Here is a 25,799-nt window from a genome sequence, read left to right on the forward strand (position 1 = left end):
TAAGCATTGATATTCAGATAATAGAGAAACAGAAGATGACTCAGGTATATAATTTTTGTGCTGGTCCTGCCATGTTACCACCTGCTGTGATGAAAAAAGCACAGGCTGAATTTTTAAATTGGAATAATACCGGTTGTTCAGTGATGGAGTTAAGCCATCGTGGAGCACCGTTTATGCAACTTGCGGCGCAAGCTGAAGCCGATTTACGCGAGTTGATGTCGATTCCTGATAACTACAAAGTATTGTTTTGTCATGGCGGTGGACGTGGTCAATTTGCTGCGGTGCCGATGAACTTACTTGGTTTAGGCCAAAGTGCTGATTATGTCGTTACTGGTTCGTGGTCTAAAAGCGCGGTAACCGAGGCCAAAAAATACGGTGATGTTCGCGTTATTGATGCGATTCAATCGACGGCGGGCAAAACTTCCGTATTGCCTGTAAGCGAGTGGGGCTTATCAAAAGATGCAGCCTATGTGCATTATTGTCCCAATGAGACAGTTGATGGTATCGAATTGTTTGATGTACCAGATACACGGGGCGTACCTTTGGTTGCCGATATGTCATCAACCATTTTATCGCGCAAATTTGATGTATCTAAATTTGGCTTAATTTACGCGGGTGCGCAAAAAAATATTGGTCCATCGGGTTTAACCATTATCATTGTACGTGAAGATTTACTCGGCAAACACCAATCGACAACACCGGTTATTTTGGACTATAAAACCACCGCTGAAAATGACTCTATGTTTAATACCCCGCCAACCTATGCATGGTATTTAGCCAGCCTAGTATTTGATTGGCTAAAACAGTTCGGTGGGGTTGAAGCGATTAGCGAAGTAAACGATAAAAAAGCCAACCTTTTATATCAATATATTGACAACAGTGCGTTTTACAGTAATCGTATTGCTCCAGAATATCGCAGTAAAATGAATGTGCCATTTTACTTGCCAGACGACGCTTTAAATGCCGAGTTTTTAAACCAAGCCGAAGCCGAAGGTCTGTTGGCTTTAAAAGGTCATCGCAGTGTTGGTGGCATGCGAGCCAGTATCTATAATGCTATGCCAATAGAAGGTGTGCAGGCATTAGTCGATTTTATGCAAAAATTTGCTGAGCAACATAACGCATAAAGCGACAAAATCAAACAATAACAATAACAATAAAATAAATTCGCCCGCTATGGTTGTGCGCTCGCAAAACTATAGCGAGCAAAACAGTTCTGTCGTATAAGGAATTTTCATGTCAAATCAACAGACATTGACTTTCGTCACTGCACCTGGCGATGTCATCCAAGGTGATATTACCATTCCAGGTGATAAATCCATTTCTCATCGCTCCATTATGTTTGGTTCATTAGCCGATGGTGTGACCAAAATCAGCGGTTTTTTACCCGGCGAAGATTGTCTTGCCACCATGCGTGCTTTTAAAGCGATGGGGGTTAAGATTGAAGGGCCCAATGAGCATAATGAAGTAACAGTTTATGGCAATGGTATTGATGGTTTAACCGCGCCTAAAGAGCCATTAAATGTCGGAAATTCTGGCACCACCATTCGCTTAATGTCAGGTATTTTAGCGGGGCAATCATTTGCCTCTGAAATGGCCGGGGACAACTCACTTAATAAACGCCCTATGATGCGAGTGGTGAATCCTCTGCGCCAAATGGGCGCCGATATTAGCGCCAGTGACGATGGTACGCCACCGATTAATATTGGTGCTGGTAATGCGTTGTCGGCGATTAACTATGAATTGCCAATGGCCAGTGCTCAAGTAAAGTCTTGCGTACTGCTTGCCGGCCTTTATGCTGATGGAGTAACAACGGTAACCGAACCTGGGATCACTCGTGATCATACCGAACGTATGCTAAAAGCCTTTGGCTACCCAGTGTTGGTAAATGGCAATCAAGTGTCATTAGAGGGCGGTCATCGCCTAACCGCTTGTGACATTAATGTGCCGGGCGATATTTCTTCTGCGACGTTTTTTATTATTGCCGGTCTTATTGCCAAACAAGGCAGTATTACACTTCGTAATGTCGGCATGAACCCAACGCGAATTGGGGTGCTAAACATCGTCACTAAAATGGGTGCTAACATTGACATAATCAATCAACGACAAGCAGGCGCTGAGCCAGTAGCCGATTTAGTTGTGCATGCTAGCCAACTGCACGGTATCGATATTGATGAAACCGATGTACCATTGGCTATCGACGAATTTCCAGCGATATTTATCGCTGCCGCTTGTGCCAAAGGGGTAACCCGACTAAGAAACGCAGAAGAGCTAAGGGTAAAAGAAAGTGATCGCATTCAAGCCATGGCAGATGGGCTTGAAATATTAGGCATTGATTGCACGGTTGTTGCTGATGGCATCGACATTGTCGGTGGGCAAATAGGTAGCGGTACGGTGCATTCACAAGACGATCACCGAATTGCCATGGCTTTTGCTATCAGTTCATTACGTTCTAATGGTACAATTACGATATTGGAATGTGAAAACGTTGCGACATCGTTCCCAAGTTTTGTTGCTTTGGCGAATGAAGTTGGTTTAACAATTAATCAGGAAATGCGTTAATGAATGAAAAAATCCCATTAATTACTATCGACGGTCCAAGCGGCGCAGGTAAAGGGACAGTATCCAGGATAGTTGCTGAACAGTTGGGTTGGAACTTTTTAGACAGTGGTGCCATTTACCGAGTACTCGCTGTGGCAACGCAACACCATGGTATTAATGTAGACGAAGAAGATGCCATTATACCGTTAGCGTCGCATTTGGACGTCGAGTTTAAAATTGTCGATGCAGATGAACCGCGAGTGATCTTAGAAGGCGAAGACGTAACCGATAACATTCGTACCCAAGAAGTAGGGGAGTTGGCTTCAAAAGTGGCAGCTTTTCCGCGTGTACGAGAAGCGTTACTTAGGCGTCAACGCGCCTTTAAAGAAGCGCCGGGGCTATTAGCTGACGGACGTGATATGGGCACTGTGGTTTTTCCTGATGCGCCGGTAAAAATCTTTTTAACTGCCAGCGCTGAAGAAAGAGCGCAAAGACGCATGAAGCAGTTGCAACAAAAGGGGATTGATGTTAACATCGGGCGCCTTTTAGACGAGATACGTCAGCGAGATGAGCGCGATCAGAATCGCACTGTTGCACCGCTGGTTCCGGCTGAAGGTGCGTTGATTATTGATTCTACCGAATTAAGCATTGAGCAAGTAGTGGAAAAAATTCTGCTATTTGCAAATGAAAAGCTATCTTAAATCATTGATTTAGCTTTAATTAACTAACATTTACAAACGCTTACTGCATGGATGCACGAAGTGAATTTAACTACCCCATGATACACGTATGTTGATTGGATTAATAACTGAGTATATATACAAGTTATGGAAAATTTTGCACAACTTTTTGAAGAAAGTTTAAAAGAAATCGAAACACGTCCTGGTTCAATTGTTAAAGGTACTGTTGTTGCTGTAAACAAAGACAACGTTATCGTTGATGCAGGTCTTAAGTCTGAGTCAGTTATCTCTATTGACCAGTTCAAAAACTCTGCTGGTGAAGTAGAAGTATCTGTTGGCGACGCAATTGACGTTGCTCTTGATGCAACTGATGATGGTTTCGGTGAAACTATTCTTTCTCGTGAAAAAGCCAAACGCTTCGAAGCTTGGCAGTTCCTTGAAAAAGCTTACGAAGAAAAAGAAACTGTTGTTGGTGTTATCAACGGCAAAGTTAAAGGCGGTTTCACTGTTGAAGTTAGCAACATCCGTGCGTTCTTACCTGGCTCATTAGTAGATGTACGTCCAGTACGTGACACTGCTCACTTAGAAGGTAAAGACCTAGAATTTAAAGTTATCAAGCTTGACCAAAAACGCAACAACGTTGTTGTTTCTCGTCGTGCTGTTATCGAATCAGAAAGCAGTGTTGAGCGTGATCAACTTCTTGAGAACCTACAAGAAGGTCAAGAAGTTAAAGGTATCGTTAAGAACCTTACTGACTACGGTGCGTTCGTTGATCTTGGCGGCATCGATGGTCTACTACACATCACTGATATGGCTTGGAAGCGTGTTAAGCACCCAAGTGAAATCGTTAACGTTGGTGATGAAATCCCAGTTAAAGTTCTTAAGTTCGACCGTGAGCGTACCCGTGTATCACTAGGTATGAAGCAGTTAGGCGAAGATCCATGGGCAGCAATTGCTAACCGTTACCCAGAAGGTTCCAAACTTACTGGTCGCGTAACTAACTTAACTGACTACGGTTGTTTCGTTGAAATCCAAGAAGGCGTTGAAGGTCTTGTTCACGTTTCTGAAATGGATTGGACTAACAAAAACATCCACCCATCTAAAGTTGTTAACTTGGGTGATGAAGTTGAAGTTATGGTTCTTGAGATCGACGAAGAACGTCGTCGTATTTCTCTTGGCCTTAAGCAATGTATCCCGAACCCATGGGAAGAGTTTGCTAAGAACTTCAACAAAGGCGACAAAGTATCTGGTAAGATCAAGTCAATCACTGACTTCGGTATCTTCATCGGTCTTGACGGTGGTATCGACGGTCTTGTTCACCTTTCTGACATTTCTTGGAATAGCGGTGAAGAAGCCGTTCGTGAATACAAGAAAGGCGATGAGATCTCAGCTGTTGTTCTTCAAGTTGACCCAGAGCGTGAGCGCATCTCTCTAGGCGTTAAGCAAACTGAAGACGATCCGTTCAACACTTACTTAGCTGACAACAAAAAAGGTGCTATCGTTACTGGTACCATCACTGAAGTTGACGCTAAAGGTGCTAAAGTTGAACTAGGTGAAGGCGTTGAAGGTTACATCCGTGTAGCTGATATCTCTGCTGAGCGTATCGAAGATGCAACTACTGAATTATCAGCTGGTGATTCTGTTGAAGCTAAATTTGTTGGTGTTGACCGTAAGAACCGTTCAATCAGCTTATCTATCAAAGCGAAAGATCAAGCCGAAGAGCGTACTGCAATCGACAACATTAACAAAACCGAAGAAACTGGTTTAAGTGCAATGGCTGAAGCGTTCAAAAACGCTAAAGGTTAATTGTTGATACTCGAGTTTGTCAGTTGTTATAAATAATTGACCAATTCATTAAAAAGCCGCTATAATTAGCGGCTTTTTTGTATCTAAATTATAGGCTTACGCCTTTACTATAATGAAATTCATGGTCTACACTAATTATACTTATACAAACCAGATAGCCCAGGCAGACAGTACAGCTAAACTCATTACTACGGAGGTCAAATGACCAAGTCAGAACTGATTGAGAATTTAATCGATAAATTAGACCATTTATCAGCTCGCGATGTAGAAGTAGCGATAAAAGAAATCATCGAAATGATGTCCAATACCCTAGAAAGTGGCGATCGTATTGAAATACGTGGCTTTGGCAGTTTCTCACTACACTATCGTGCGCCTCGTGTTGGTCGCAATCCAAAAACTGGTGAATCTGTAGAGTTAAGCGGTAAGTATGTTCCTCACTTTAAACCCGGTAAGGAATTACGAGAGCGAGTCAATATGTCTTTGACATAAGCTTTTACTTTGCAAATGTATGGGGTCAGGTTAAAATTATTTTAACCTGACCCCATTTCTTTTATAATGGGGTTCAATTTTGCGATGATATCGCCATAACAAAAATAGAGAGCTGCCTGTGAAACTGATCATATCCTTATTATTGTTTTTCGCGTTGCTATTGGTGGCATTGATCTTTGGCAGTCAAAACAAACAAATCATCGAACTCAATTACATTATTGCCGCAACCAATATGTCTGTCGCGATGGCGGTCAGTATCTTTACCCTTACCGGTTTTTTCATGGGCGCGCTCTTTGTCACCATAGTGGCATTAACGCGTAAATTAAGACGTAAAAAATCCATCGCGTCGTCGGATAAATAGTTTTTTATGTACGAATTACTTTTTCTTTTGCTCCCTGTTGCCGTCGCTTACGGTTGGTTTATGGGCAGAAACAGTATTAAGCAAAAAAAACAACACGCCAAAGATGCTTTAACTATTAAGTATTCTACTGGCTTAAACTATCTGTTATCGAATCAACACGACAAAGCAATAGAATATCTGTTAGAAGCGCTTGAAGTTGAAGACGATACCGTTGAAGCGCATTTTGCGATGGCCAATTTATTTCGCAAACGTGGGGAATTGGACCGCGCCTTAAAGGTTCATGAGTACTTAGTCCGTCAACCCATGTTGTCTGACAAAGAAAAACAACAAGCTGTATTTGAACTGGGTCGTGACTTTCATACTGCGGGTTTGTATGACCGGGCCGAAAAAATGTTTTTAAAACTGCTCAAAACTCCTACCTATGGCAATAAGTCCCTTAATTATTTGTTGCAAATTTATCAATCAACCAAGGATTGGGATAAGGGCATTGGATTAAAAAAAGCGGTTTTAAAGACAGCAGACAAACGTTTGATGCATGTATTGGCTAACTTTTATTGCGAACTTGCCGCCCTTGCAATGGCCAAAGAAGAGTATATTAAAGAACTTGAGCTATTGCAGATGGCGTTAGAGCTTGATCCAAACTCCAGTCGAGCAAATCTATTGATGGCTCAAGTGTACGAAAACAGCGAACAATACAACGAAGCTTGTCAGTGTTATAAAGAAATTTTTTATCAAGACAAAGAATTCTTTCCTGATGTCATTGATAAAATGCAAGCGTGTTTTGCCAAAAGTGATCATCAGGAAGAGTTTTATCCATTTATCAAGCAAGTATATGATAAAACAGGCAGTACCACTGCATTAATCAAATACCTCGAGTTTGTTTCCGAGCAGGAATCACCTCAAAAGGCCGAAGAATTCATTTTATCGGCACTTAACCGTCGCCCAACCATTCGTGGTTTTAAGCATTTTGTTAAAATGCAACTTGCCCAAAACAATAATGATGCATCAAAGCAAAGCCTTGATGTTATTAAAGAGTTGGTTGCGGCCTACCTAAAAATAAGACCCAGATACCGTTGTCGTAATTGTGGGTTTAACAGTACAGTCCATTACTGGTCGTGCCCATCTTGTCATGATTGGGAACAATTAAAACCAGTTAGGGGCCTAGAAGGAGAGTAAAATATATGTCTGATGCCAAAGTTGTTGTAGCCTTGGATTTTGCCAAGCAAGACGAAGCATTAGCGTTTGTTGATAAGATTCAACCGCAGGATTGTAAATTAAAAGTCGGAAAAGAAATGTTTACTCATTTTGGTCCTGAGTTTGTTAAAAACTTAACCAGTCGAGGCTTTGACGTATTTTTAGATTTAAAATTTCATGATATTCCAAATACGGTGGCAAAAGCGGTCGCCGCTGCCGCTGATTTAGGGGTGTGGATGGTGAATGTGCATGCTAGCGGTGGCAGCAAAATGATGGCACAAGCGAAACAAGCGCTTGCACCTTATGGCGATAAAGCACCATTGCTTATCGCGGTTACTGTCTTAACCAGCATGTCGGAAGATGATTTGGCTGAATTAGGCATTACCATTAGCCCAGAGCAACAGGTTAAAAAACTTGCGACGTTGGCACAACAAGCCGGTTTGGATGGGGTGGTGTGTTCGGCGCAAGAAGCTGAGATGCTTAAAACAACCCTAGGCAAAGACTTCAAACTCGTGACCCCAGGTATTCGTCCTGTTGGGGCGTCGGTGGACGACCAAAAACGCATAATGACGCCACCACAAGCGATAGACTTAGGCGTTGATTACTTGGTCATAGGTCGTCCTATTACCAAGGCAGAAGACCCTCATGCAGTGCTTCAAGAGATTAACCGTTCAATCGCTTAATTAAGCTTAAATTTTCGTAGTTTTTAAAAAAGGCTTTGTGGTAGTGCTACAAAGCCTTTTTTCTGCACTCGTTGCCTAAGTTAGCGATCCTATATTTTTCGCTTACCACGGGGTTCCAACCCGAAGCTATTTTTTCATCGACAACTCTTCTCGATGAGCATACACCGTATACGTAGTGTGACTAAAACTTGATGACCAGTTTTTAAGAATTTCCATTGCTTTATCTTTATCTTTCATGTGTTCACCAAGCGCGGTGGCGAAAGGCTTTTCTGGCGGTGTCATATCGGCGTAGCTTTCATAAGGAAAGACTAAAATTAGGTTCTCGTCTCCGCCAATTTCCCAACTCCAAGACCAAGAAAAAGGCCAATTCATCGCTTTGGCATTATCACTGATCGCTTTTTTATACTTTCTTATCTCGCTTCCTTTACCAGGGATCGGGGTCATTCGGTTGACGCCAAAGTAGTTATATTTTTTGGTGTCATCCCATTTGCTGTTTTCAAAATCAAGTCGGTTGTAAGTATGTTGATAGCTTTGGACAAACTTATCGACATTTTTCATCCAATGCTTACCCACTTCTTTATCATCACCCCATTGTTTATATGCATCTACGTCGTTCCATGCGGTACAACATGAACGAATAACATAGTAGTTGAGATTTTTACCAATAACTGGGGTATAAGTGTGCCATTGACGGGTATCGCCTTGTTGTTTACGAAACGTTAGATGTTTTTTGAGCGCGGCTTCAAATTGCTCTGATTGCCCTGCGTTAGGGACAACAATCCAGCTATCTGCTAATGATTTAGGCTTGGCATCTTCGGCAAAGGAGATCCCGCTTAGGCAGAATAAAGCGAGGACACTGGTCAGGAAAATTTGGATAAATAGTTGTTTCATGGTTTGATCCTTTAAAAGTAATTGTTTATAGAGCTAATATCTCGAGATCACGAGTGTTGTACGCTCATAAATACAAAAGAACACTCTTGCATATTGTTAAAACATATACTGCAAAGACTACTTTAATTGTGATTTAAAATTTGTTTATGAAAGGGTGCAAGAAGGCCCTATATTGATGGATTCGTTCGTTTAAAAGATAGCAAAGAAACCTATATTGTGCCTTTAATACCAGAATACTTAATCGCTTTAGTGGCAAATACTTTAGTCGAAAAACCGTGTTGGAAGCTGCTTTGTAAAAAATAAAGAAGGTTGAAAAAGCAAAAAAAAACCACCTTATAAAGGTGGCTATAAAGTCAGGGAGGAAAATATTACGTTAACTGAAATATCAGATGCCATATTTTTGATAAAGTTCAATCAAATTTTAATTTATTATAAAAGTTTTCAGACATCTTTTTATTGTTCATTTTTGAACTGTGCTCACACTGCAGGTTCTGGCTAAAAACACTTTACAATGAAGAAACTTCTAAAAGCAGACTAAACCAAGAAATACCGTACAAAGAACATATTGGGGTCAGTAAGATGTAAACCTTAGAAGGCGTTGTTGTATCGATTGTTAATCTTAATAATTTGGTTACTATAAAAGTCAAAAAAATCTGAACGTCAGGGTACAAAGTTGGTGAAAAATAGTTAAAAAAAAGCCACCTAAGCTAGGTGGCCAAAAAACAGTATTTCAGGGAAGAAAACTATGAAAGTTAACGATATGGATTATACCGATACAGAAATGCTTTACCGTTAATAAATTGTAAAGTTATGCAAAACCTTGTTGGGGAAAATATGTTAATGGGGTTTTCTGGTGCGTAAGGTTAGGCGATATAAGTCGGTTGTTTTAAGTCGGTTTAAAAATAATTAGGCAAAAAAAAGCCACCTAATGTAGGTGGCCTAAACAGTATTTCAGGGAGGAAAACTAAAAAGTTAACGATGACAATGATACCCTAACGACCTAAAATTACCGTTACTGAAGTGTAATTTTGGCCATTAATTTGTAGCAAGATGCAGGGTAAAAGGAAAAGTTCATCAACCACATGTCGGCCAACTCAAGTTCAGCACCGCTCATATTCTCAAGGCTCATAAGTCTGCAAAGAGCTTAATAACATTCATTAACAAAGGCACTAGAACAGCTAGAATCATATTTATATCAGCCGTTTTAATATAGCGTTTAGTCAATGCTCAAAGAGATCAGGCTACAACATTTACCCTTTAATCATAAAGTTTAAAAAAAAATGCTGGTCAGACTAGTCAAGGTTTGGTTAAAATGGGTATGGCAAATCATTGAAACAAAAGGAATTTAAGTAAATGACTGTGACCATTGAACGTTGTGAAAACTATAGTAAGTTTGACCATTTACGTATTGATCCCTGTACAAAAATTATTAAAGAGCAAAAAACTCAGATAGCAGGGTTTAAAGCATTACTTCAAACTTGGCAATTTGAGGGCATTACCGCCCAAAGCTTTATCTTTGTTAGTCGCGAAATTAGCATGTTATCTGAGGAAGAAATTAAAGCGATTGTGATGGCTTGTCCAAGCTTTATGAAAGGGTCGGAGATCACCATCTCAGAAATCGACAACGACTATACTTTTGTTAATTTTAATTTCTTGGTGAAATAACAACACTGGCTTTTAAAACACACTAGCCACTCTAGCTACTAGTGCTTGCTCTGCTTAACCTACTCAGCTAATACACTGTCGAATATTTAAAGAGGCTATATGCAAGTTGAATTGGAATCTCAAATCACCTGCCCCGAATGTGGGTTTAGTAAGGTCGAAACCATGCCAACAAATGCTTGCCAATGTTATTACCAATGCCAAAAGTGCCATATCCTGTTAAGGCCATTACGTGGTGATTGTTGTGTCTTTTGCTCTTTCGGTTCAATAAAATGTCCACCTATTCAGCTTGGTAATAACTGCTGTTTAGAGTCTTAAGAGATAAATATTCTTTAAACAGTGTTAACGATAATCAATATGAAAAATTTAAGGGCGCTAAAACGAGTTAAGCTGAGAAGTCAGCGATTAAAGGATCAGTAAAGCTGATTATAGACAGCTTGTATGTTGCTTAAGGAGAAAGGAGAAAGGAGAACATTTTGCAAATACGAAGATTTAACATATCTGATTGTCAACCTTTGTGGCAACTGCATTTTCAAACAATCAGACAATATTGCATAAAAGACTATTCATTGGCGCAAGTGAAAGCATGGGCTCCTTGTCAATATCAGCCCAATCAATGGCAACAAAAGTTGCAAAGTCTAAACCCCTTTGTTGTTACCATTAACGAAAATATCGCCGCGTATGCCGACCTTCAAGATGATGGTTACATCGACCATTTTTACTGCGCGACAGAGTACATCGGTCAGGGCGTAGGCGGCCATCTAATGCGCCATATCATCGCTTTGGCTCAATCCAGAAAAATGAATAGGCTGTATTCCCAGGTAAGCTTGTCCGCAAAGCCGTTTTTTGCACACTTTGACTTTAACGTTGTGAAGTCGCAAACCGTTAACGTCCGTGGTGTCAGCTTACAAAATTTTGTAATGGAACGAATCATTTTACCCATTTAGCTGTTGTCATGATGAGCTATTTGAAACTTGTCGTTAATCTCCTTTAATAAACAGCCTTGTCAATGGTGATGACCAATTTAGAGTATTTAAGTGATATGGTGCGATAGCTGACCATTTCAACTGGTTAATTTTTCGCTAACTGTTATTTTATTTTCTAGATAAATCGTTACCTTGAGTAAGAAAGATAAATTAAACCATCAATTGATTGCCCAAGTAGGGTAAAAACCATTAAAATTGCGCCTTTATACATACTGTACAATACTCAGTGCTATTGATTAGTAATGACTGCGATACCTTAATCAATTAGAGGAATACTCAATCGTGAATGCATCCCCGAAAAAAACGTTTCAAATGCCCACCGTTTATACAATATTGTTTTCCATTATTGTGATGGTGGCGGCACTTACCTGGATTTTGCCCGCCGGTAAATACAACTATGTGGTAGAAGGCACAGATCAAATTGTTCTCGCCCAAGATGTGAAAGATTATTCAGGTGATGGGCGATTATTACCTGTTCCAAATACGTTTACCGAGTTGCAACAATCACCTCAAGGGGTTATTGAAGTGCTAAAAGCGCCTATCCAAGGTTTTCACAAAGCCGTTGATATTTCGCTATTTATTTTGATTATCGGGGGGTTTTTAGCGGTAACAATGGCAACAGGGGCGTTGGATGCTGGTGTTGTCGCTATTGTCAAAGCGTTTGAAGGCAAAGAACAATTAATGATCCCAGTACTTATCACGTTATTTGCTCTAGGTGGCTCTACTTTTGGTTTAGCCGAAGAAACCGTTGCTTTTTGGGCGGTTATCTTACCGGTGATGACCGCCGCTGGTTACGATAGAATGGTGACTGCAGGGGTTATCTTACTGGGGTCGGGTATTGGTGTTTTATCGTCAACGGTTAATCCATTTGCAACGGGTATTGCCTCTGGTTTTGCTGGCCTTTCTATTGGCGAGGGTATTGGTCTTCGTCTAATTCAATTGGTTATACTAATTACCATCACATCCATTTTTGTCATGCGCTATGCGGCTAAAATCAAAGCGGATAAAAATAAATCGGTTCTTGCAGATATTACCTTTAACGACGAGTTTTCGCATGTAAACGACAACGTGAGTGAATTTACTGGTAAGCAAAAGCTGACCATGAGTATCTTTGCAGGTACATTCTTATTAATGATTTATGGGGTTATTCCATGGTCAGATTTAGGGGTGAATGCGGTACCAACCCTTGGTTGGTGGTTTGATGAATTATCAACGCTGTTTTTTACATCGGCTATTTTGATTGGCCTATTAAACCGTATGGGTGAAAGAGACTTTGTCGGCACTTTCTTAGAAGGGGCGAAAGACTTAATGGGTGTGGCCCTTGTTGTTGCCGTTGCCCGCGGCATTTTTGTGATCATGGATAATGGTATGATCATCGATACCATTTTGAACTGGGCAGAAGGCATGGTTGGCGGTTTATCAAGCGGGGTATTTGTGGTGGTCGCGTATTTGGTTCATATCGTACTCAGCTTCTTTATATCGTCTACCTCTGGTTTAGCGACGGTTTCAATGCCATTAATGGCACCACTTGCAGATTTTTCTGGCGTAGGTCGTGATTTAATGATCACGGCGTATCAGTCGGCCAGTGGGATTATTAACTTATTTGCTCCAACGGCGGCGCATTTGGTTGCCGGCTTAGCGTTGGCGAAAATTCCATACGGTCGTTTCATTAAGTGGGTTATGCCATTTATTGCGATCATCTTTGTGGTAACCATCATTGTGCTGTATTTGGCGGCCATGTTTGGTTAACCTCTTTAAGCACCATTAAATTCGTTAGCCATAAGCTTTAAGCTTATGGCTTTTTTTATTGCCGTCGTATATCGACAGTTCTACTCTTTGTAAGGGTCTAAAAACCTTTATATTCTCGCTGAGTGAGCAAAGACTTAGTGGGATTGGTATAATAAGGCTTTAGGTATCATTAGGTTATGCGTAAATCAGATAAAAAACTGGATAATCAACTTCGTTTCGTCTTAACCCAAGTGTGTGAAACGGCACTAAAAGATATTGAGGGTTTTTTGTGGTTGACGCATGTGGTGAATTATTCAAACTTTCCAAACAGTTTAAAAATTGTCTGTGTATTTGATACCAATGAGAGCTTAGATTGTTATCTGTTATCCGATGATAATAATCAGTTGCAGTCATTAATACAGTCAGAGCTTCAGCATTTAAATATAATGGTGAAACATATTAAGAATCATGTTTTATTTGATAGCGAAGAAAATTGCGATAAACATCATAATGGCAATTGGGCGAAAAGACTTGGTTAACAGCAAGCAGTTATTGCCTAAATGAGCTTGGTTTAAACCTTCTTTCTATCTCAAACAAACCACTTCATTTTATTTGACCTTTTTCTGCCTCTTATCGTTGTCTCTATTGATTTGATTTCCTATGCTGTAATTAGCTTAACTTAGCTTAACTTAGCTTAGCTTTGGTTTTTATTAACTTGGTATTTATCTTGTCGGTACGAACCTTAGCTTATTCTTTACTTTCATGGTAAAGGGAGGGGAGTGTGCAAAAAAGTAATCAGAGTTCGGCGTTTATTTTAGGGGCCTTTGTCGCTTTGGGTTTTACCCTACTAGGCTATTTACTGGCAAATGCAGCAATTGAATTTAAACAATATGAGCGCAGTGTCACTGTAAAAGGTTTATCGGAGCGCGATTATCCTGCCGATATTGTTATTTGGCCAATACAGTTTATTACCGCGGGGAATGATCTTGAATCCTTGTATGAGGGCATAGAAAACAATACCGACAATATCGTCGCTTTCCTAGTCTTAAATGGCATTAATAATGACGAAATCACCTTTGCATCTCCGGCTATTAGCGACAAATTAGCTCAACAATACAACAACAATGTAAGCAATGAGTTTCGTTATTCAGCCTCGCAAACGGTGACCGTTTATTCAAAAAATATTGATATCGTGCGCTCCGTAATGGGCAAACTTTCAGAGCTTGGCAAACAAGGAATTGTGTTTACTGGCGAAGATTATCGTTCTCAAATAGAATATTTATTTACTCGTTTGAACGAGATCAAACCTGAGATGGTCGAAGAGGCGACAAGACAAGCTAGGGAAGTCGCGCAAAAATTTGCAACAGATTCCCAAAGTCAGCTTGGTAAAATTAAACGCGCCTCACAAGGCCAATTTAGCATTAGTCATCGTGATAAAAATAATCCACATATTAAGAAAATACGAGTGGTTTCAACGGTTGAATATTACCTTTCTGACTAAATACGGGGGCGCATGGTATCAAGATAAGCGGGGCTATGTATTTAAGTTGATGAACTAAAATATCGTCCCTTGCTGTTCAGCGCAGTCAAGACAGAGTTCATCGTCTAACATATGCCCCATAAGGTTTAACGTGTTGCATTTTTTGCAAGTGGTAAAAAATCGAGGGTTAGCCAACACGCTGTCAATGGCCAGGTCAATGTCCTCTTCAGGTGAGTTTGGGGCTAATGTTTTTACCAACTTGGTATCGGTTTTTGGGGAATGGGGCAGTGGCCAATCTATGATGGTGGCGTAAATCAGCACGTTGGTATCAGATTTCTCAACATGGATGTAGTTGTTCACTAAACTTTGTATGTAAGGGGTTCTTTTTAAGGTTTTCATCTCACCACCTCAAATGTATTGCTGGCATTCACTTATCAATACTTGTTCCTTTACCTTATTAAAAGTTTAACTTATTTAATTCAAAATATTTTTATTTTTCTTTTGTTTTTTCATTAAAATGTTACATAAATCATGGTATTAAGTTTATATGTTAGGTGTCTTTAGCTAAGGTTAAAGGTGCTTTTCGCCATTTTTGTTGGCCTAATTAGGATTTAAATTTGCCATGATCAGCACTGAAATAATTTTTACCACATTTAATTTATGTAACTATATCGAACCACCGAATGCTTACTATGATTTTGAAAATATCTACTCAGAAAAACAATGGCAAATAAAACAACGTTGGATCCATAACTATTTGGCCAGTCATAAACCTGATGTGATCGCGTTTCAAGAAGTGTTTTCGATTGACGCATTAAAGCAGCAAATGAATGCCTTGGGCTACACTTACTTTGCTGTAGTCGATGCGCCCATATGCGAAGACGACTTTATTTATTCGGCACCTGTTGTTGCCATTGCATCTCGTTACCCTATCAGCAACGTAGTGGGCTTAACAGCCAACGAAAAGGTTAAAGCCTTATTGGGCTTGGCAGCCGATTTTGAACTTAAACGAAAAATTTTGCGAGCAACAGTAACCTTACCGCATATTGGCGATTGTGATTGTTATGTACTTCATTTTAAATCAAAGCGTGATTTGATTGAGTTTGTGGCTGATCAAGACAAGCCTAAAGCCGATAACAATCTTGAAAGAGCTCAATGTAAAGTATTAGGCAGTTGGGGAGCATCGATTCAACGGGGAACGGAAGCCGCTTCGTTGATGATGGATGTGGTCTTAAGGCGACATCAAAGCCAAAATCCTGTGGTGGTATTAGGGGATTTTAATACCGAATTAAATGATGGTGTGCTTAATCACTTAACCACAGATTTTGGCCAATCTTTATCTTCTAAAGAGTTTAACCAATACACCTTATACGATTCGTGGAACTTATTTATCGATAGCGATAATAACATCACTAATGCTGACAGAGCGCCAACCCACTACTATGGCAACAAGGGTTCTGTATTGGATCATATTTTATTTTCAAGAGAATTTGATACTCGTTATGCAAAAAGCACTTTTGAAATTATTGCTTATGAAACCTATGACCAGCACTTGATTAGCCCTAAGTTTGAACAAGATGGCTATAGCAGTGATCATGGGGTGGTGTCGGTAACGGTTACTTTAAGGCGTTAAATGCCGTTGTAAATAGGGATAATATACCCACAAATTAATCGGTCAGATATAAAGTGAGCGGCTATCACGTATAAAATAATACGGTACTTAACATAGACATTTTCTAGTATGATATGAGCATTGCAACGGATGTAACGTTTCATCTTGATAAATATCAATTGGTAACAAAATTACCTTATATTTTAATAACCCTTTTGATTACAGGCGTTGCATAATACCCGCTCTAATAATGGTTAGGTGAATAAAGATGATGAAAACCTGTAAACGCTGCGCTTTTCCTATTGCAGATTTTGAAGAGTATTGTGATGCTTGTGAAGCACTCAATGCAAATGTCTTTGAGTGCTCAAATTGTCAGGCCATTGTTGCGCCCAATCATCCTCAATGCCAACAATGTGGCGAAAATTTAACGACCAATAAATTGGCAACAACACCAACTCAGTGTGATGACAGTAATCCATTAAACAGCTTAGCCAATACTCCAGGGTGTTGTGTTCGAATGGTGGTGAATAAAAACGACGACTAGGCTTCCTGCCCGCCTTTAGTGCAAACAGAAATCAAAGCTTACCCTTTGACTTCTGTTTTATTTTTACTTTTACCTAATACGCCACTGTTTATTTTCTGCTCTATTAGCGTTAATTGTTGAATGGTCAATGACCGTTTTGTGCCATTCAGAGTCGTTCAGGCATTCGTAACAAATTAGTGAGATTGTCAAAAGCAAACGTTCTGTAACGCTAGCGGTGAGGGACTGACCGTAGCGGGGGGAGGCTTGTACTAGCGTAGCGTAAAGCATAAACAAGCTCATCGGAAGGCAAATCCCTCTCAACCGATATTGTTATGCGATATCTGCCGCCAAAGACTCTAAGTACCTTTTGGATCTAAAAGAAAGAAACTCAGGGTTATCTTGACTCATACGATTTAAGTATTTATCCAGATTTAGGTATCTAAGAGAGTTTTTGGAAAAAACATCTATGTAGTTAACAAGTGCGGGATCTTGGAAAATTCCAATTAACTTATCAAGATACTTATTTGATCCCCCTATCATATCGATCATATGCCTTTTGAGCTTGATCATAAGCGAGTTATAGATGGTATCTACCACATTCAAACACTCAACAATTGGATGATGCGCTGGAAACAGTGGCTTAGACAATTTAATGGCGTTGGAACGGACTATCTTGATAATTACATCGCATGGTTTAGGCAAATGAATCAAGCGCAAGGTGATGATAGTTGGCTCAACTTAGCACTGTGATGCCAATTGACCATATAATCCCCACCTCATTCGAGATTCTTTAATCATTTAGTATCTTCAATGCAACACTCATCTTGTAAGAATGAGATCACTGAGAGTAGCTTGTCATACTCAACCGAACAATATAAAACTCTCCCTTCTCTTTTTTGCTTTATTAACCCTGCTGAAACAAGACTGGAAATGTGGTGTGATAATGTTGAATTTGGAATATCTAACTCATTTTTTAATGTGCCTACGCTAACGCCTTTTTCACCTGCTTTTACAAGTCTCTTAAATACCAGCAATCTAGTCGCATGACCCAACTCTTTAAAAGCTTTGGCTATGTCTTCAGTTCTCATCATTATTAGCTATCTCCTAAAATATATATTTCGATATTACTAGAAATGAATTGACACGTCCAGTATTCGGATCTATCATTTCCACATTACTAGAAATGTAAGATTTTAAATATGAATATAACTGAAGAAATGGTTTTTGATACTTTAAATATGTTTGGCTTTTTAGCCGTAGAGCTAACTTTACTTTTTTTGGCGATTAGTTATGTCGTTGGTGTTCTACAGGAGTACATTCCTCCAACAAAAATACAGAGCATATTAAGCAGTAAAAACGGAAAAGGATACTTTGTCGCAAGTTTGCTTGGTGCAATAACACCATTTTGCTCTTGCTCTACAATCCCTTTCTTGAAAGGACTTCTTCGTGCTAAAGCGGGATTTGGAACGATGATGGTTTTCTTGTTCGCAAGTCCTCTACTTAACCCAATTATTATTGGCTTATTCGCTGTTACTTTTGGAATAAAAGTCACGCTATTTTACTTTGCAATAGCGATGGGTGTATCAATTGTTGCAGGAGTAATGCTCGAAAAACTAGGGTTTGAAAAGTACGTGAAGTCAGAAGCTTATGTTGAGCCTGAAAAAAAGGGATGTGGGGCGACTTGTGGAGGCAAAGCAAAGCCTGAAAGCAAATGGGTAAAAATCTGGAAAAGCACTTGGAGCGACTTTAAAAAAGTATTGCCTTATTTGATAGGTGGTATTGCGATAGGGTCACTTATCTATGGCTTTATGCCAACAGAGTTTGTAGCAAATGTTGCTAGTGAGAATAACCCATTTGCTATTCCATTTGCCGCAGTTATCGGTATTCCATTATACATAAGAGCTGAAGCAGTTATTCCTCTAAGTGCGGCATTAGCAGCTAAAGGGATGGGACTTGGTGCGGTTATGGCATTAATTATAGGTAGTGCTGGAGCTAGCTTGACAGAAGTCATCTTGCTTAAATCAATCTTCAAAAACAAGATGATCTGGGCATTTCTGATTGTAATTTTATCAATGGCTATTAGCGCAGGGTTTCTATATCAATTTATTTTTTAGTCTAGGTAAACGCACTCTATATAGAGTGCGTTTTTACATAAAATAGTAGATTAACAACACGAAAAAGGATCAGCGCCATATAAAGACAGTATCAAATAAATATTCAATATCCGCTTTTCTCTGTTTCATGTCAACGTTCCTTAAGCTAGTATAAGGATAGCGTTGCATTCACCAGTTGAACTCACAGCTCTTAAGAGACATTAGCACTTTCAATAAGTTAAAGTCTAAAAGGTTAAGTTTCGACTTTTTCAAACGCTATATTTTTAGCTCTGGTCGAACTTAATAAAAAGCCTCTATTAGAGTCAAATGTTATTACTATCTGACCATACTTATCAGAAAATACACTTTTTTTAATTGCAGCTAATTCATGAGGTGCACTTCCAGCCATTTTTAGAATTAATCCGTTATTAGTCGCTGTTAGTTTATAGCAGCTGTCCAATTCTCGTGAGTAATACTTCCCCGTATAATCTGATGGTAAGCTAAAATCCCCTTCGCTGACTTTCTCATATTCTGTCAATTTCTTAAGACCATGACGCATCGTCATGATTGTAATCGTAGAATTAGGGTTTAATGTTAATTGTGCTTGATTTCCGTCAGAGGAATAAACATTTAATGAGTTAGTTGATTCCCCATGACCATAAACCTCAGACTTATTTCGATTATTAACCTGATAAAAAATAGAAGCATTATCCTTGGTTAGAGAAATCTTTTGCTTTAGCTCGTCACTCCAATAATCTCCTAGAAAACTAGTTACCTTTGTGTTGATAATTTTTTTATTTTGTTCCTCATGCAGCCTATCTTCGCCCTGAACTTCAAATACCACATTCGAGAGGCCTTGCGCTAAATTCTTGGTATTTACATATCCATCATTACAAAGAATTCCAAATGCAGTTTTTTTCTCAGGGAAGATCATGCTCATAGCTCGATAACCGGCATCTCCACCTCCATGATGAATTCTTTGCATTCCATTAAAACTATCTACTTCTAATCCGAAAGCATAATGTAGACTCTCGCCATTTCGATATTTCCCAACTTTGATCATCTCTCGAAAAACACTTTTATTATTAGATCCTGATATACCTTCCAGGAACGCAGAAAACCAAATCTGTAAGTCTTTATTAGTGGTATATAAACCACTTGCGCCAACAATATCCATAGTATTAAAAGCCAATGAGTAGCTCTCGTCGGAAGGCCAATATCCGCTTGCTCGCAGTTTAATGAGTTCAGTATGATTATCATTAAAATGAGAATGATGCATACCAAGCGGTTTAAATATATTTTCGGTCGTAAATTCCCTAAAGCTTTGCTTAGTTACGATTTCTACTATTTTGGCTAAAAGATAGTAATTTGAGTTCGAATACATGTATTGTTCCCCAGGGTTGAAGTTAAGCGCTTCTTGCCTAGTTAAAAATGTCATTGCATCCTTATCCGTGTAATCGATACTTTCTCCAAATCCCCCCAAATAAGTCAGATGATCCATATCTCGAATACCACTTGTATGGTGAATTAAGTCAGATACCAATATTCTTTTCGCATATTCTGGAAATTGAGGGAAAAACTTAGATAAAGAGTCTGTAAGACTTATTTTTTCTTCTTTAACTAACAGAGCTACTGCGTATGCCGTGAATTGTTTCGACGTGGATCCAATTAAGAAGCGATTATCACTTGTGATAGGCGTGGAGTATTCCAGATTTGATAACCCATATCCTTTATCAAAAACAGTCTTTCCATTTTGAGTGATTGCTACTGAACAGCCTGGGCCGTTCGCGTTAATATTGGAGAAAACAGCATCTATATCATCTAAATTTAATTCATCAGCGATCGAAGCTGTAGAGTAAGTTAAAGCCAAACTTAATATGGTGTTTCGGATAATCAATTTCGTTCCTTGAAGATATTTTGATATTTGAAGAGAAGATTTGAACGACCGTAGTTCGCTCTAAGAAGACATTAACCTTTTCAGTTAGTTAACGTCAAACTTGGAACCACATGATATATCATTAAATGCTGGCTGCGCTCACAATATCGTCTAGCTTCTTAAGATTTACTATATCTATGCTTTTAATACACAAAGGGCTTCCCGTGTATAAAACAACTTCATATGCACCAGCTCCCACCGCTAATTCTCGAAAGGCCCTGTCTTCAATCTGGCTCAGTCCACCCTCAAGTTTTTCCATTGGATGTATTACAATAGTGGGTGCAGGTTTAAGAGAAAACTTCCCGATTAACGTATATATGGCATGCTGCAAAATTTTCTCAGCGACGAAAAAGTTATTAAGTAAAAAACGAGGGTGGGAAAATGGATTTATAGATTCTTCATTAGAGGATGTTGGATGCTGGGCATCATTACCAATTGCCGCTATGACCTTAACCCCTTTGCTGTTTTGTCTGGTCAATAGATAGGGTTTTTCATCAAACTCTTTGCCCGTTTTCGTCTCCACCACTCTTATGCGGTTTTCCCATATTTGGACATAAATAATCGGGCTAAACTTGTTTAAAATTTTTCTAAGCATTCAATACTTCATCCATCATGATACTGTTATGGCAAAGGGCCGTAGTTCGCTCACAGCAGCCGTTCGCTACTGACCATTAATCAATAACTTACGCTATTTAACCGACAGGCGCAAATGGCCATTCTTTGCCGTTCGTTAACGCCTCAATATGGCCGTATTAAGCTTGGCTAAAATTAACGAGATACGAGCGTAAGCCAAGTGTTGAGTCCACCCTTAATGCACTTGTCAGCTTGAAAGTACACGCAAAAAAGTTACATAATAACTATTGCTCAATGTAATAGGAATAACCATATACCCTAAGCCTGTTTGAGAGGTATTTTTGCCAAGTACAATATTGTTACTGCAATCTTTAAACAAAAATAGCTCAACGCTATTCACCCCAACAATTGTGCCCAAGTGGGGCAAAATGGAATTATTGCCATGCAAAGAAACAATTCCATTTTCAACTGTCTGTAGATGTTCTGGCTGAGCCGTTTTGATTAGAGTTCCAGCAGAAAAGGCTTCGACTTTAACTTTATGATTAGTTGTTGTACTTATTAAAAGCGTATCTATTTGCTTGTGCTCTTCTAATGTGAACTCATCAAATTCAGGCCAAACTATCTGCGAAAAATATATGACAGAACCACCTAGGAGGTCCGTACTTTTATTACTATATTCTCCATTAAGTTCTGATGCCTCTTTCATTTTACAAAAATCCACACTTTCGCTTGGCTTCTTTGAAGCACAACCATTTACAAAAATAAAAAGTGTGAAGATTAATAGATATTTCATTTGAATATCGAATTAATTCCCGAAATTGTTATCCCGTATACAAATAAAAACAATAATATTTTGCTCAACTTACAGTTCCTCGACTGTCTCTTGTTCGCTCAAAGCGGACGTCGATGCCCGCCATATCTATTGTTTAATTTACAGATAAGTGTTTGAAAGTCAAACTACTTACGTTAAACAACGATTAACGCTAATAGAGCCTTATTTTCCCATCCGTTATCTCTCAATTAGGTTACTCGCCAACTAGGTTAAGTGCTGAGTTAGGTTATTTGTAATGACCTAATATGCTACTGTACATTGGGTATTGGTATTCTGATTTATAAAACCGTTTCATCAGCTTAAAAATACAAAGCATGGGAATAAACACGGTGAAAAACCATAAAAACTTATATCGATTACAACTTTCATTGAGCAATAGTGCAGGGTCTATTTCAGAAATGATAAAAAATAAATGATTGCAGCATAGAAATATTAAAACATAACCCACATACATAGCCATGAGTACAGATCGCTTTGACATCAACAGACTCCAGATGATTTATCTGTGTAAATTTCAATGTTAAAAATTAAAAGAGTCTTAGCCCTATTACCATAGCCTTTACGGCTATTTTTTTGATAAAAATAGGGCTATATCAAAGTATCGTGCTTTAAAGCTTTTTTCGCGCTAGTGGGCAAACGCAAGAACCTTATTAACCACCAAGTAAACCGCCCAAGCCTTGCTCAAGTAAAGACTTAGCTTGCGAGCCCTGATCGGTATTTAAATAAGATAAGGCTTGACTGGCAAATGATTGGATCATCGCAGGATCTAAGCCAAGGGCGTCAAACTGGCTTTTTAAGTTGGCTAACCCTTTCATTGAGTCTGAATACTCAGATGCTTTGCCTAACAAACCACCAAGCCCTCCAGAAGACAATGAGCTTGATACATCAGGCGCTGCCCCAAGTAAACCATCAAGACCAGGAATGGCATCGGTTAAACTTGCAAAGTCAGATGTTGATAAATTCCCTTTCGCAAACTGAAACAGTGAACCCAAACCACCACTGGCTTGAGATTTACTAATGTCTAAGTTGTTTACTAAACTGTCGACCATACCGGAGCTGCTTATTACACTTTCCTCTGCTTGAGGGGCAAATGAGAAAATCAGCAGAAACGTCATCAGGGCAAGATGCTTCATAATAGAACCTCTAAGTGTTAAAAAAAACGTCATCATAAGACTAGTCTATCTGTGGCGTATTGGTTAAAAATTCGCTAGGGTAGCGTTTAGGGTGGTTGAAATTTATACAGATTAAACGGAGCTTTTGATGTCAGGACAATGGAAATTGCTTATTGCAATGTATTTGGGGTATGGCGCTATGATGATTTGTCGTCAAATGCTTACCATAGTCAGTCCTGCTTTATTGGCGGATCCCAGTTTAGGCTTAAGCAAAACAGATATTGGCGATTTTGCCGCTTTTGGTACCTTAGGCGCTTTAGTTGGCAAGATAGTTTGGGGTCCGTTGGCCGATAAAATAGGCGGGCGCAAAACATTTTTACTTGGTATAAGTCTAAGCGCATGTGCTGTGGTGGCTTTTGGCTTAAGTCGTAACGTCTTTGCGTTTATTTTTTTTGCGGTGTTGTTGTATGGGTTTAAATCATCAGGTTGGCCTGGGCTAACCAAGCTAATTGGGCAGTGGTACCAACCAAATCAATATGGCCGAGTTTGGAGTATTTTATCTACGAGTTCACGCTTAAGTGTGGTTGTAGGGACTTTGTTTTTTGGTTTCTTATTAAGCGTTATGTCATGGCAATATGTGTTATTTAGTGCCGCTGTTTTTGCCTTTGGCGTGTACGTGTTTTGTCATTACTTTATCATTGACAGTCACGATAATCCTTCGTCGGTATTAGATCTGACACCAAACTTATCAACCCATTCTCAGTCCCATGCCTTAAAAGGAACGACTACTTTGCAAGCGCTCTGGTATTTTGGTAAAAGCATTCGGGTGTATTTAGTCGTTGTTATGTTAATGCTCTTAACCTGTTTAATGGCATTTTTAGACTTCGTATCTGTTTACTTGATGGAAGTCTATCTGCTCACACCATCTCAAGCAGCCATGGTGTCGACGGTTTTCCCAACAGGCTCTTTGCTTGGTCTTGTTGTTTCCGCTTTATGCTATGACAAACTAACCGCTAAAGGTAAAACGTGGTTTTTCAGTATGAGTATTATGCTCAGTTTATTGTGTTTACTGAGCTTGAAATACTTACCCTTGATAGAATTAAACCCATCAACTCAATATATTATGGCTTTGGCTTGTATTGGAGTGTTTGCTTTTTGTATTGCCCCTGCGTATTACCTGCCCATGTCGATATTCTCAATAGAATTTGGTGGCCCTCATAGCGCCACGTTAGTCTGTTTAATTGATGCATTTGGTTTTGCTGCCAGCGCAGCTTTTGGCTTTGCTGGTGGTCGCCTAGCCGATAGCACTTATGGCTGGGATGGGTTCGTTAATATGCTTATTGTGTTGTGTGCCATTACCTTATTGGTGGTTTGGGCGTTTATGCAAAAAGAAACGCATCATTTAAAGCGGGTAAAGCAACTGGATTAATCGGCTTTGTTAATATCGCTATTCGTGCAGGAGTTTAGGTGTAAAGGCATTTTATTTTAACCGACCTCGATTTCCACGAATTTGGTTCTTGGCCATTTTTTCAATCACTTTTGCTTCAATATCTATGCCTTGCCAGTGGGCAAGGTCGACTACCCTTAGTAGGATATCGGCAAGCTCCTCACCCAGATGTTCAGTGGGGGTCGTACCTCGACATTCATTAACGGCTTCTCCTACTTCGGAGGCAATAAGGGCAAGGGCTTCTAATGGCGTTTTATTATGCCAACCCATGTCTTCGACCCAGGCGTAATTTTGTTTTGCAATCTCTTTTAAATGCATAGTGGCTTAAAAATATGTCTGAAAGTTTTTCAAGAGCATCACGATAGCAAAGATAGTGGTAAATTTCGACGAAAAAAATGGCCACGAGTTAGAGCAGGGCACGTGACCATTATTTTCAGTTAATTGTTCGATTGTACTTATTAATGTACCTGTATTTTTTTAGTTTCGTCGATTCTTTCTGGCATTTTTTGAAAGTTGATTGTTAACACACCATCTTCAAATTTGGCGTCAATGTCATCATTTGAAACCCCATTACCAATGTTAAAACTGCGGCTGAAAAAGCCAGAGCGACGCTCCTTGCGCAACACTTTGTTTTTTTCACTTTCTACTTCGCTAAAAGTTTTTGCCGTAAGGGTTAACATCCCTTCGTGAAGTTCAATGTTGATATCTTCTTTTTTCACTCCTGGTAAATCGGCTTTGATCTCATAACGATCGTCTTTTTCATTAATATCCACCCGAGGGCTGAAAAAGTCATTTTTGGCTGATTTATCATCTGGAGTCAAAAAATGGCTAACAAACGGTTCCATATCAAACCAATTGTTTCTTGTGACAAGGCCCATGATCAGTCTCCTTAATGTTGGTGAAAGGATGGGTCGGAATGGCCTGTAAACAAGCCAAGATCCGGCCTGCGAATAGGTGAAATACAATCCACCTAATTCTTATTTAGTACAATTTGATGTCTTTTCCAGTTTTGCAGTAGGGTTTTTCCAGTAAAGTTGATTTAGATTAAAAAATAGGCAGATTTAATGCGGTTAGGAAAAAAACAGGTTAAATTGGCATGCTTTAGGCATCATTAAGCGAAGTTTTAACCAAATTGAGCATGATAAAATCGCAGCCTAAGGGTTTATTCATTAC

The 25,799-nt window shown here is 39.4% G+C and carries 28 protein-coding genes; 19 read left to right on the forward strand and 9 right to left on the reverse strand.

The window, feature by feature from the left end:
* Nucleotides 1-35: 35 nt before the first annotated feature.
* The 8 genes from serC to pyrF all read left to right on the forward strand — a co-directional run bounded on the left by serC (nucleotide 36) and on the right by pyrF (nucleotide 7,751).
* Entirely contained in the window at nucleotides 36-1,124 is a 1,089-nt protein-coding gene (gene serC, locus ACAY00_RS06620; RefSeq protein ID WP_371378934.1) for a 3-phosphoserine/phosphohydroxythreonine transaminase, read from the forward strand.
* 109 nt (nucleotides 1,125-1,233) lie between these two features.
* Nucleotides 1,234-2,559: a 3-phosphoshikimate 1-carboxyvinyltransferase gene (aroA, locus tag ACAY00_RS06625; protein ID WP_371378936.1), complete on the forward strand. Its 1,326-nt coding sequence runs from the start codon at nucleotides 1,234-1,236 to the stop codon at nucleotides 2,557-2,559.
* On the forward strand, nucleotides 2,559-3,239 hold the full coding sequence (gene cmk, locus ACAY00_RS06630; protein ID WP_371378938.1) for a (d)CMP kinase: 681 nt from the start codon (nucleotides 2,559-2,561) through the stop codon (nucleotides 3,237-3,239). The genes aroA and cmk overlap by 1 nt, the downstream gene beginning before the upstream one ends.
* Nucleotides 3,240-3,365: 126 nt before the next feature.
* Nucleotides 3,366-5,024, forward strand: a complete 1,659-nt coding sequence (rpsA, locus tag ACAY00_RS06635) for a 30S ribosomal protein S1 (RefSeq protein ID WP_371378941.1) — start codon at nucleotides 3,366-3,368, stop codon at nucleotides 5,022-5,024.
* Between the two features lie 201 nt (nucleotides 5,025-5,225).
* Complete coding sequence (gene ihfB, locus ACAY00_RS06640; protein ID WP_371378944.1) at nucleotides 5,226-5,513, forward strand: integration host factor subunit beta; 288 nt, start codon at nucleotides 5,226-5,228, stop codon at nucleotides 5,511-5,513.
* A 118-nt stretch (nucleotides 5,514-5,631) separates the two neighbouring features.
* Nucleotides 5,632-5,874, forward strand: coding sequence for a lipopolysaccharide assembly protein LapA domain-containing protein (locus ACAY00_RS06645; protein WP_371378947.1), 243 nt, complete (start codon nucleotides 5,632-5,634; stop codon nucleotides 5,872-5,874).
* A 6-nt stretch (nucleotides 5,875-5,880) separates the two neighbouring features.
* Nucleotides 5,881-7,050: a lipopolysaccharide assembly protein LapB gene (lapB, locus tag ACAY00_RS06650; protein WP_371378951.1), complete on the forward strand. Its 1,170-nt coding sequence runs from the start codon at nucleotides 5,881-5,883 to the stop codon at nucleotides 7,048-7,050.
* 5 nt (nucleotides 7,051-7,055) lie between these two features.
* Nucleotides 7,056-7,751, forward strand: a complete 696-nt coding sequence (gene pyrF / locus ACAY00_RS06655; RefSeq protein WP_371378954.1) for an orotidine-5'-phosphate decarboxylase — start codon at nucleotides 7,056-7,058, stop codon at nucleotides 7,749-7,751.
* A gap of 126 nt (nucleotides 7,752-7,877) precedes the next feature.
* On the opposite strand, the gene ACAY00_RS06660 is transcribed toward pyrF, so the two are convergent.
* Entirely contained in the window at nucleotides 7,878-8,642 is a 765-nt protein-coding gene (locus tag ACAY00_RS06660; protein WP_371378956.1) for a hypothetical protein, read from the reverse strand.
* A 1,353-nt stretch (nucleotides 8,643-9,995) separates the two neighbouring features.
* Between ACAY00_RS06660 and ACAY00_RS06665 the strand changes: the two genes are divergently transcribed.
* The 6 genes from ACAY00_RS06665 to ACAY00_RS06690 all read left to right on the forward strand — a co-directional run bounded on the left by ACAY00_RS06665 (nucleotide 9,996) and on the right by ACAY00_RS06690 (nucleotide 14,519).
* Entirely contained in the window at nucleotides 9,996-10,307 is a 312-nt protein-coding gene (locus tag ACAY00_RS06665; RefSeq protein WP_371378959.1) for a hypothetical protein, read from the forward strand.
* Between the two features lie 99 nt (nucleotides 10,308-10,406).
* Nucleotides 10,407-10,622 (forward strand): GDCCVxC domain-containing (seleno)protein, encoded by a 216-nt coding sequence (locus tag ACAY00_RS06670; protein ID WP_371378961.1) that lies wholly within the window; start codon nucleotides 10,407-10,409, stop codon nucleotides 10,620-10,622.
* A 158-nt stretch (nucleotides 10,623-10,780) separates the two neighbouring features.
* Nucleotides 10,781-11,251 carry a GNAT family N-acetyltransferase gene (locus ACAY00_RS06675; RefSeq protein ID WP_371378963.1) on the forward strand — a complete coding sequence of 157 codons (471 nt, stop codon included), beginning with the start codon at nucleotides 10,781-10,783 and terminating at the stop codon, nucleotides 11,249-11,251.
* A 321-nt stretch (nucleotides 11,252-11,572) separates the two neighbouring features.
* Nucleotides 11,573-13,039 carry a YfcC family protein gene (locus tag ACAY00_RS06680; protein WP_371378966.1) on the forward strand — a complete coding sequence of 489 codons (1,467 nt, stop codon included), beginning with the start codon at nucleotides 11,573-11,575 and terminating at the stop codon, nucleotides 13,037-13,039.
* A gap of 176 nt (nucleotides 13,040-13,215) precedes the next feature.
* Nucleotides 13,216-13,557: a Fis family transcriptional regulator gene (locus ACAY00_RS06685; protein ID WP_371378969.1), complete on the forward strand. Its 342-nt coding sequence runs from the start codon at nucleotides 13,216-13,218 to the stop codon at nucleotides 13,555-13,557.
* 242 nt (nucleotides 13,558-13,799) lie between these two features.
* Nucleotides 13,800-14,519 (forward strand): SIMPL domain-containing protein, encoded by a 720-nt coding sequence (locus tag ACAY00_RS06690; protein ID WP_371378972.1) that lies wholly within the window; start codon nucleotides 13,800-13,802, stop codon nucleotides 14,517-14,519.
* A gap of 54 nt (nucleotides 14,520-14,573) precedes the next feature.
* Here ACAY00_RS06690 and ACAY00_RS06695 read toward each other — a convergent pair whose 3' ends face one another.
* Entirely contained in the window at nucleotides 14,574-14,897 is a 324-nt protein-coding gene (locus ACAY00_RS06695) for a hypothetical protein (protein ID WP_371378974.1), read from the reverse strand.
* A gap of 223 nt (nucleotides 14,898-15,120) precedes the next feature.
* Here ACAY00_RS06695 and ACAY00_RS06700 point away from each other — a divergent pair, with 223 nt between their 5' ends.
* The 3 genes from ACAY00_RS06700 (at nucleotide 15,121) to ACAY00_RS06710 (ending at nucleotide 17,383) form a co-directional block, all read left to right on the forward strand.
* Entirely contained in the window at nucleotides 15,121-16,131 is a 1,011-nt protein-coding gene (locus ACAY00_RS06700) for an endonuclease/exonuclease/phosphatase family protein (protein ID WP_371378977.1), read from the forward strand.
* Between the two features lie 247 nt (nucleotides 16,132-16,378).
* On the forward strand, nucleotides 16,379-16,654 hold the full coding sequence (locus ACAY00_RS06705) for a hypothetical protein (RefSeq protein WP_371378980.1): 276 nt from the start codon (nucleotides 16,379-16,381) through the stop codon (nucleotides 16,652-16,654).
* Nucleotides 16,655-17,182: 528 nt separating this feature from the next.
* Complete coding sequence (locus ACAY00_RS06710) at nucleotides 17,183-17,383, forward strand: hypothetical protein (RefSeq protein ID WP_371378982.1); 201 nt, start codon at nucleotides 17,183-17,185, stop codon at nucleotides 17,381-17,383.
* 44 nt (nucleotides 17,384-17,427) lie between these two features.
* Here the strand turns inward: ACAY00_RS06710 and ACAY00_RS06715 are convergent, their stop codons facing one another.
* The gene (locus ACAY00_RS06715) at nucleotides 17,428-17,721 is read right to left on the reverse strand and encodes an ArsR/SmtB family transcription factor (protein WP_371379599.1); all 294 of its coding nucleotides are present in this window, start codon (nucleotides 17,719-17,721) and stop codon (nucleotides 17,428-17,430) included.
* Nucleotides 17,722-17,832: 111 nt separating this feature from the next.
* Between ACAY00_RS06715 and ACAY00_RS06720 the strand changes: the two genes are divergently transcribed.
* Nucleotides 17,833-18,747 (forward strand): permease, encoded by a 915-nt coding sequence (locus ACAY00_RS06720; protein ID WP_371378984.1) that lies wholly within the window; start codon nucleotides 17,833-17,835, stop codon nucleotides 18,745-18,747.
* Nucleotides 18,748-18,979: 232 nt separating this feature from the next.
* Here ACAY00_RS06720 and ACAY00_RS06725 read toward each other — a convergent pair whose 3' ends face one another.
* The 4 genes from ACAY00_RS06725 to ACAY00_RS06740 all read right to left on the reverse strand — a co-directional run bounded on the left by ACAY00_RS06725 (nucleotide 18,980) and on the right by ACAY00_RS06740 (nucleotide 23,200).
* On the reverse strand, nucleotides 18,980-20,623 hold the full coding sequence (locus ACAY00_RS06725) for a serine hydrolase domain-containing protein (protein WP_371378986.1): 1,644 nt from the start codon (nucleotides 20,621-20,623) through the stop codon (nucleotides 18,980-18,982).
* Nucleotides 20,624-20,744: 121 nt separating this feature from the next.
* Complete coding sequence (locus tag ACAY00_RS06730; RefSeq protein ID WP_371378989.1) at nucleotides 20,745-21,257, reverse strand: rod shape-determining protein MreB; 513 nt, start codon at nucleotides 21,255-21,257, stop codon at nucleotides 20,745-20,747.
* 225 nt (nucleotides 21,258-21,482) lie between these two features.
* Nucleotides 21,483-22,028 carry a hypothetical protein gene (locus tag ACAY00_RS06735; RefSeq protein ID WP_371378991.1) on the reverse strand — a complete coding sequence of 182 codons (546 nt, stop codon included), beginning with the start codon at nucleotides 22,026-22,028 and terminating at the stop codon, nucleotides 21,483-21,485.
* Between the two features lie 689 nt (nucleotides 22,029-22,717).
* Nucleotides 22,718-23,200 (reverse strand): DUF2780 domain-containing protein, encoded by a 483-nt coding sequence (locus ACAY00_RS06740; RefSeq protein WP_371378994.1) that lies wholly within the window; start codon nucleotides 23,198-23,200, stop codon nucleotides 22,718-22,720.
* Between the two features lie 127 nt (nucleotides 23,201-23,327).
* Here ACAY00_RS06740 and ACAY00_RS06745 point away from each other — a divergent pair, with 127 nt between their 5' ends.
* Entirely contained in the window at nucleotides 23,328-24,608 is a 1,281-nt protein-coding gene (locus tag ACAY00_RS06745) for an MFS transporter (RefSeq protein WP_371378996.1), read from the forward strand.
* A gap of 51 nt (nucleotides 24,609-24,659) precedes the next feature.
* Here ACAY00_RS06745 and ACAY00_RS06750 read toward each other — a convergent pair whose 3' ends face one another.
* A complete protein-coding gene (locus tag ACAY00_RS06750; protein ID WP_371378999.1) occupies nucleotides 24,660-24,944 on the reverse strand; it encodes a MazG nucleotide pyrophosphohydrolase domain-containing protein in 285 nt (94 codons plus the stop codon).
* Nucleotides 24,945-25,084: 140 nt separating this feature from the next.
* Nucleotides 25,085-25,504, reverse strand: coding sequence for an Hsp20/alpha crystallin family protein (locus tag ACAY00_RS06755; protein ID WP_371379002.1), 420 nt, complete (start codon nucleotides 25,502-25,504; stop codon nucleotides 25,085-25,087).
* Nucleotides 25,505-25,799: the final 295 nt, after the last annotated feature.

The sequence above is a fragment of the Thalassotalea sp. 273M-4 genome, assembly GCF_041410465.1.
Lineage (GTDB): Bacteria > Pseudomonadota > Gammaproteobacteria > Enterobacterales > Alteromonadaceae > Thalassotalea_A > Thalassotalea_A aquiviva.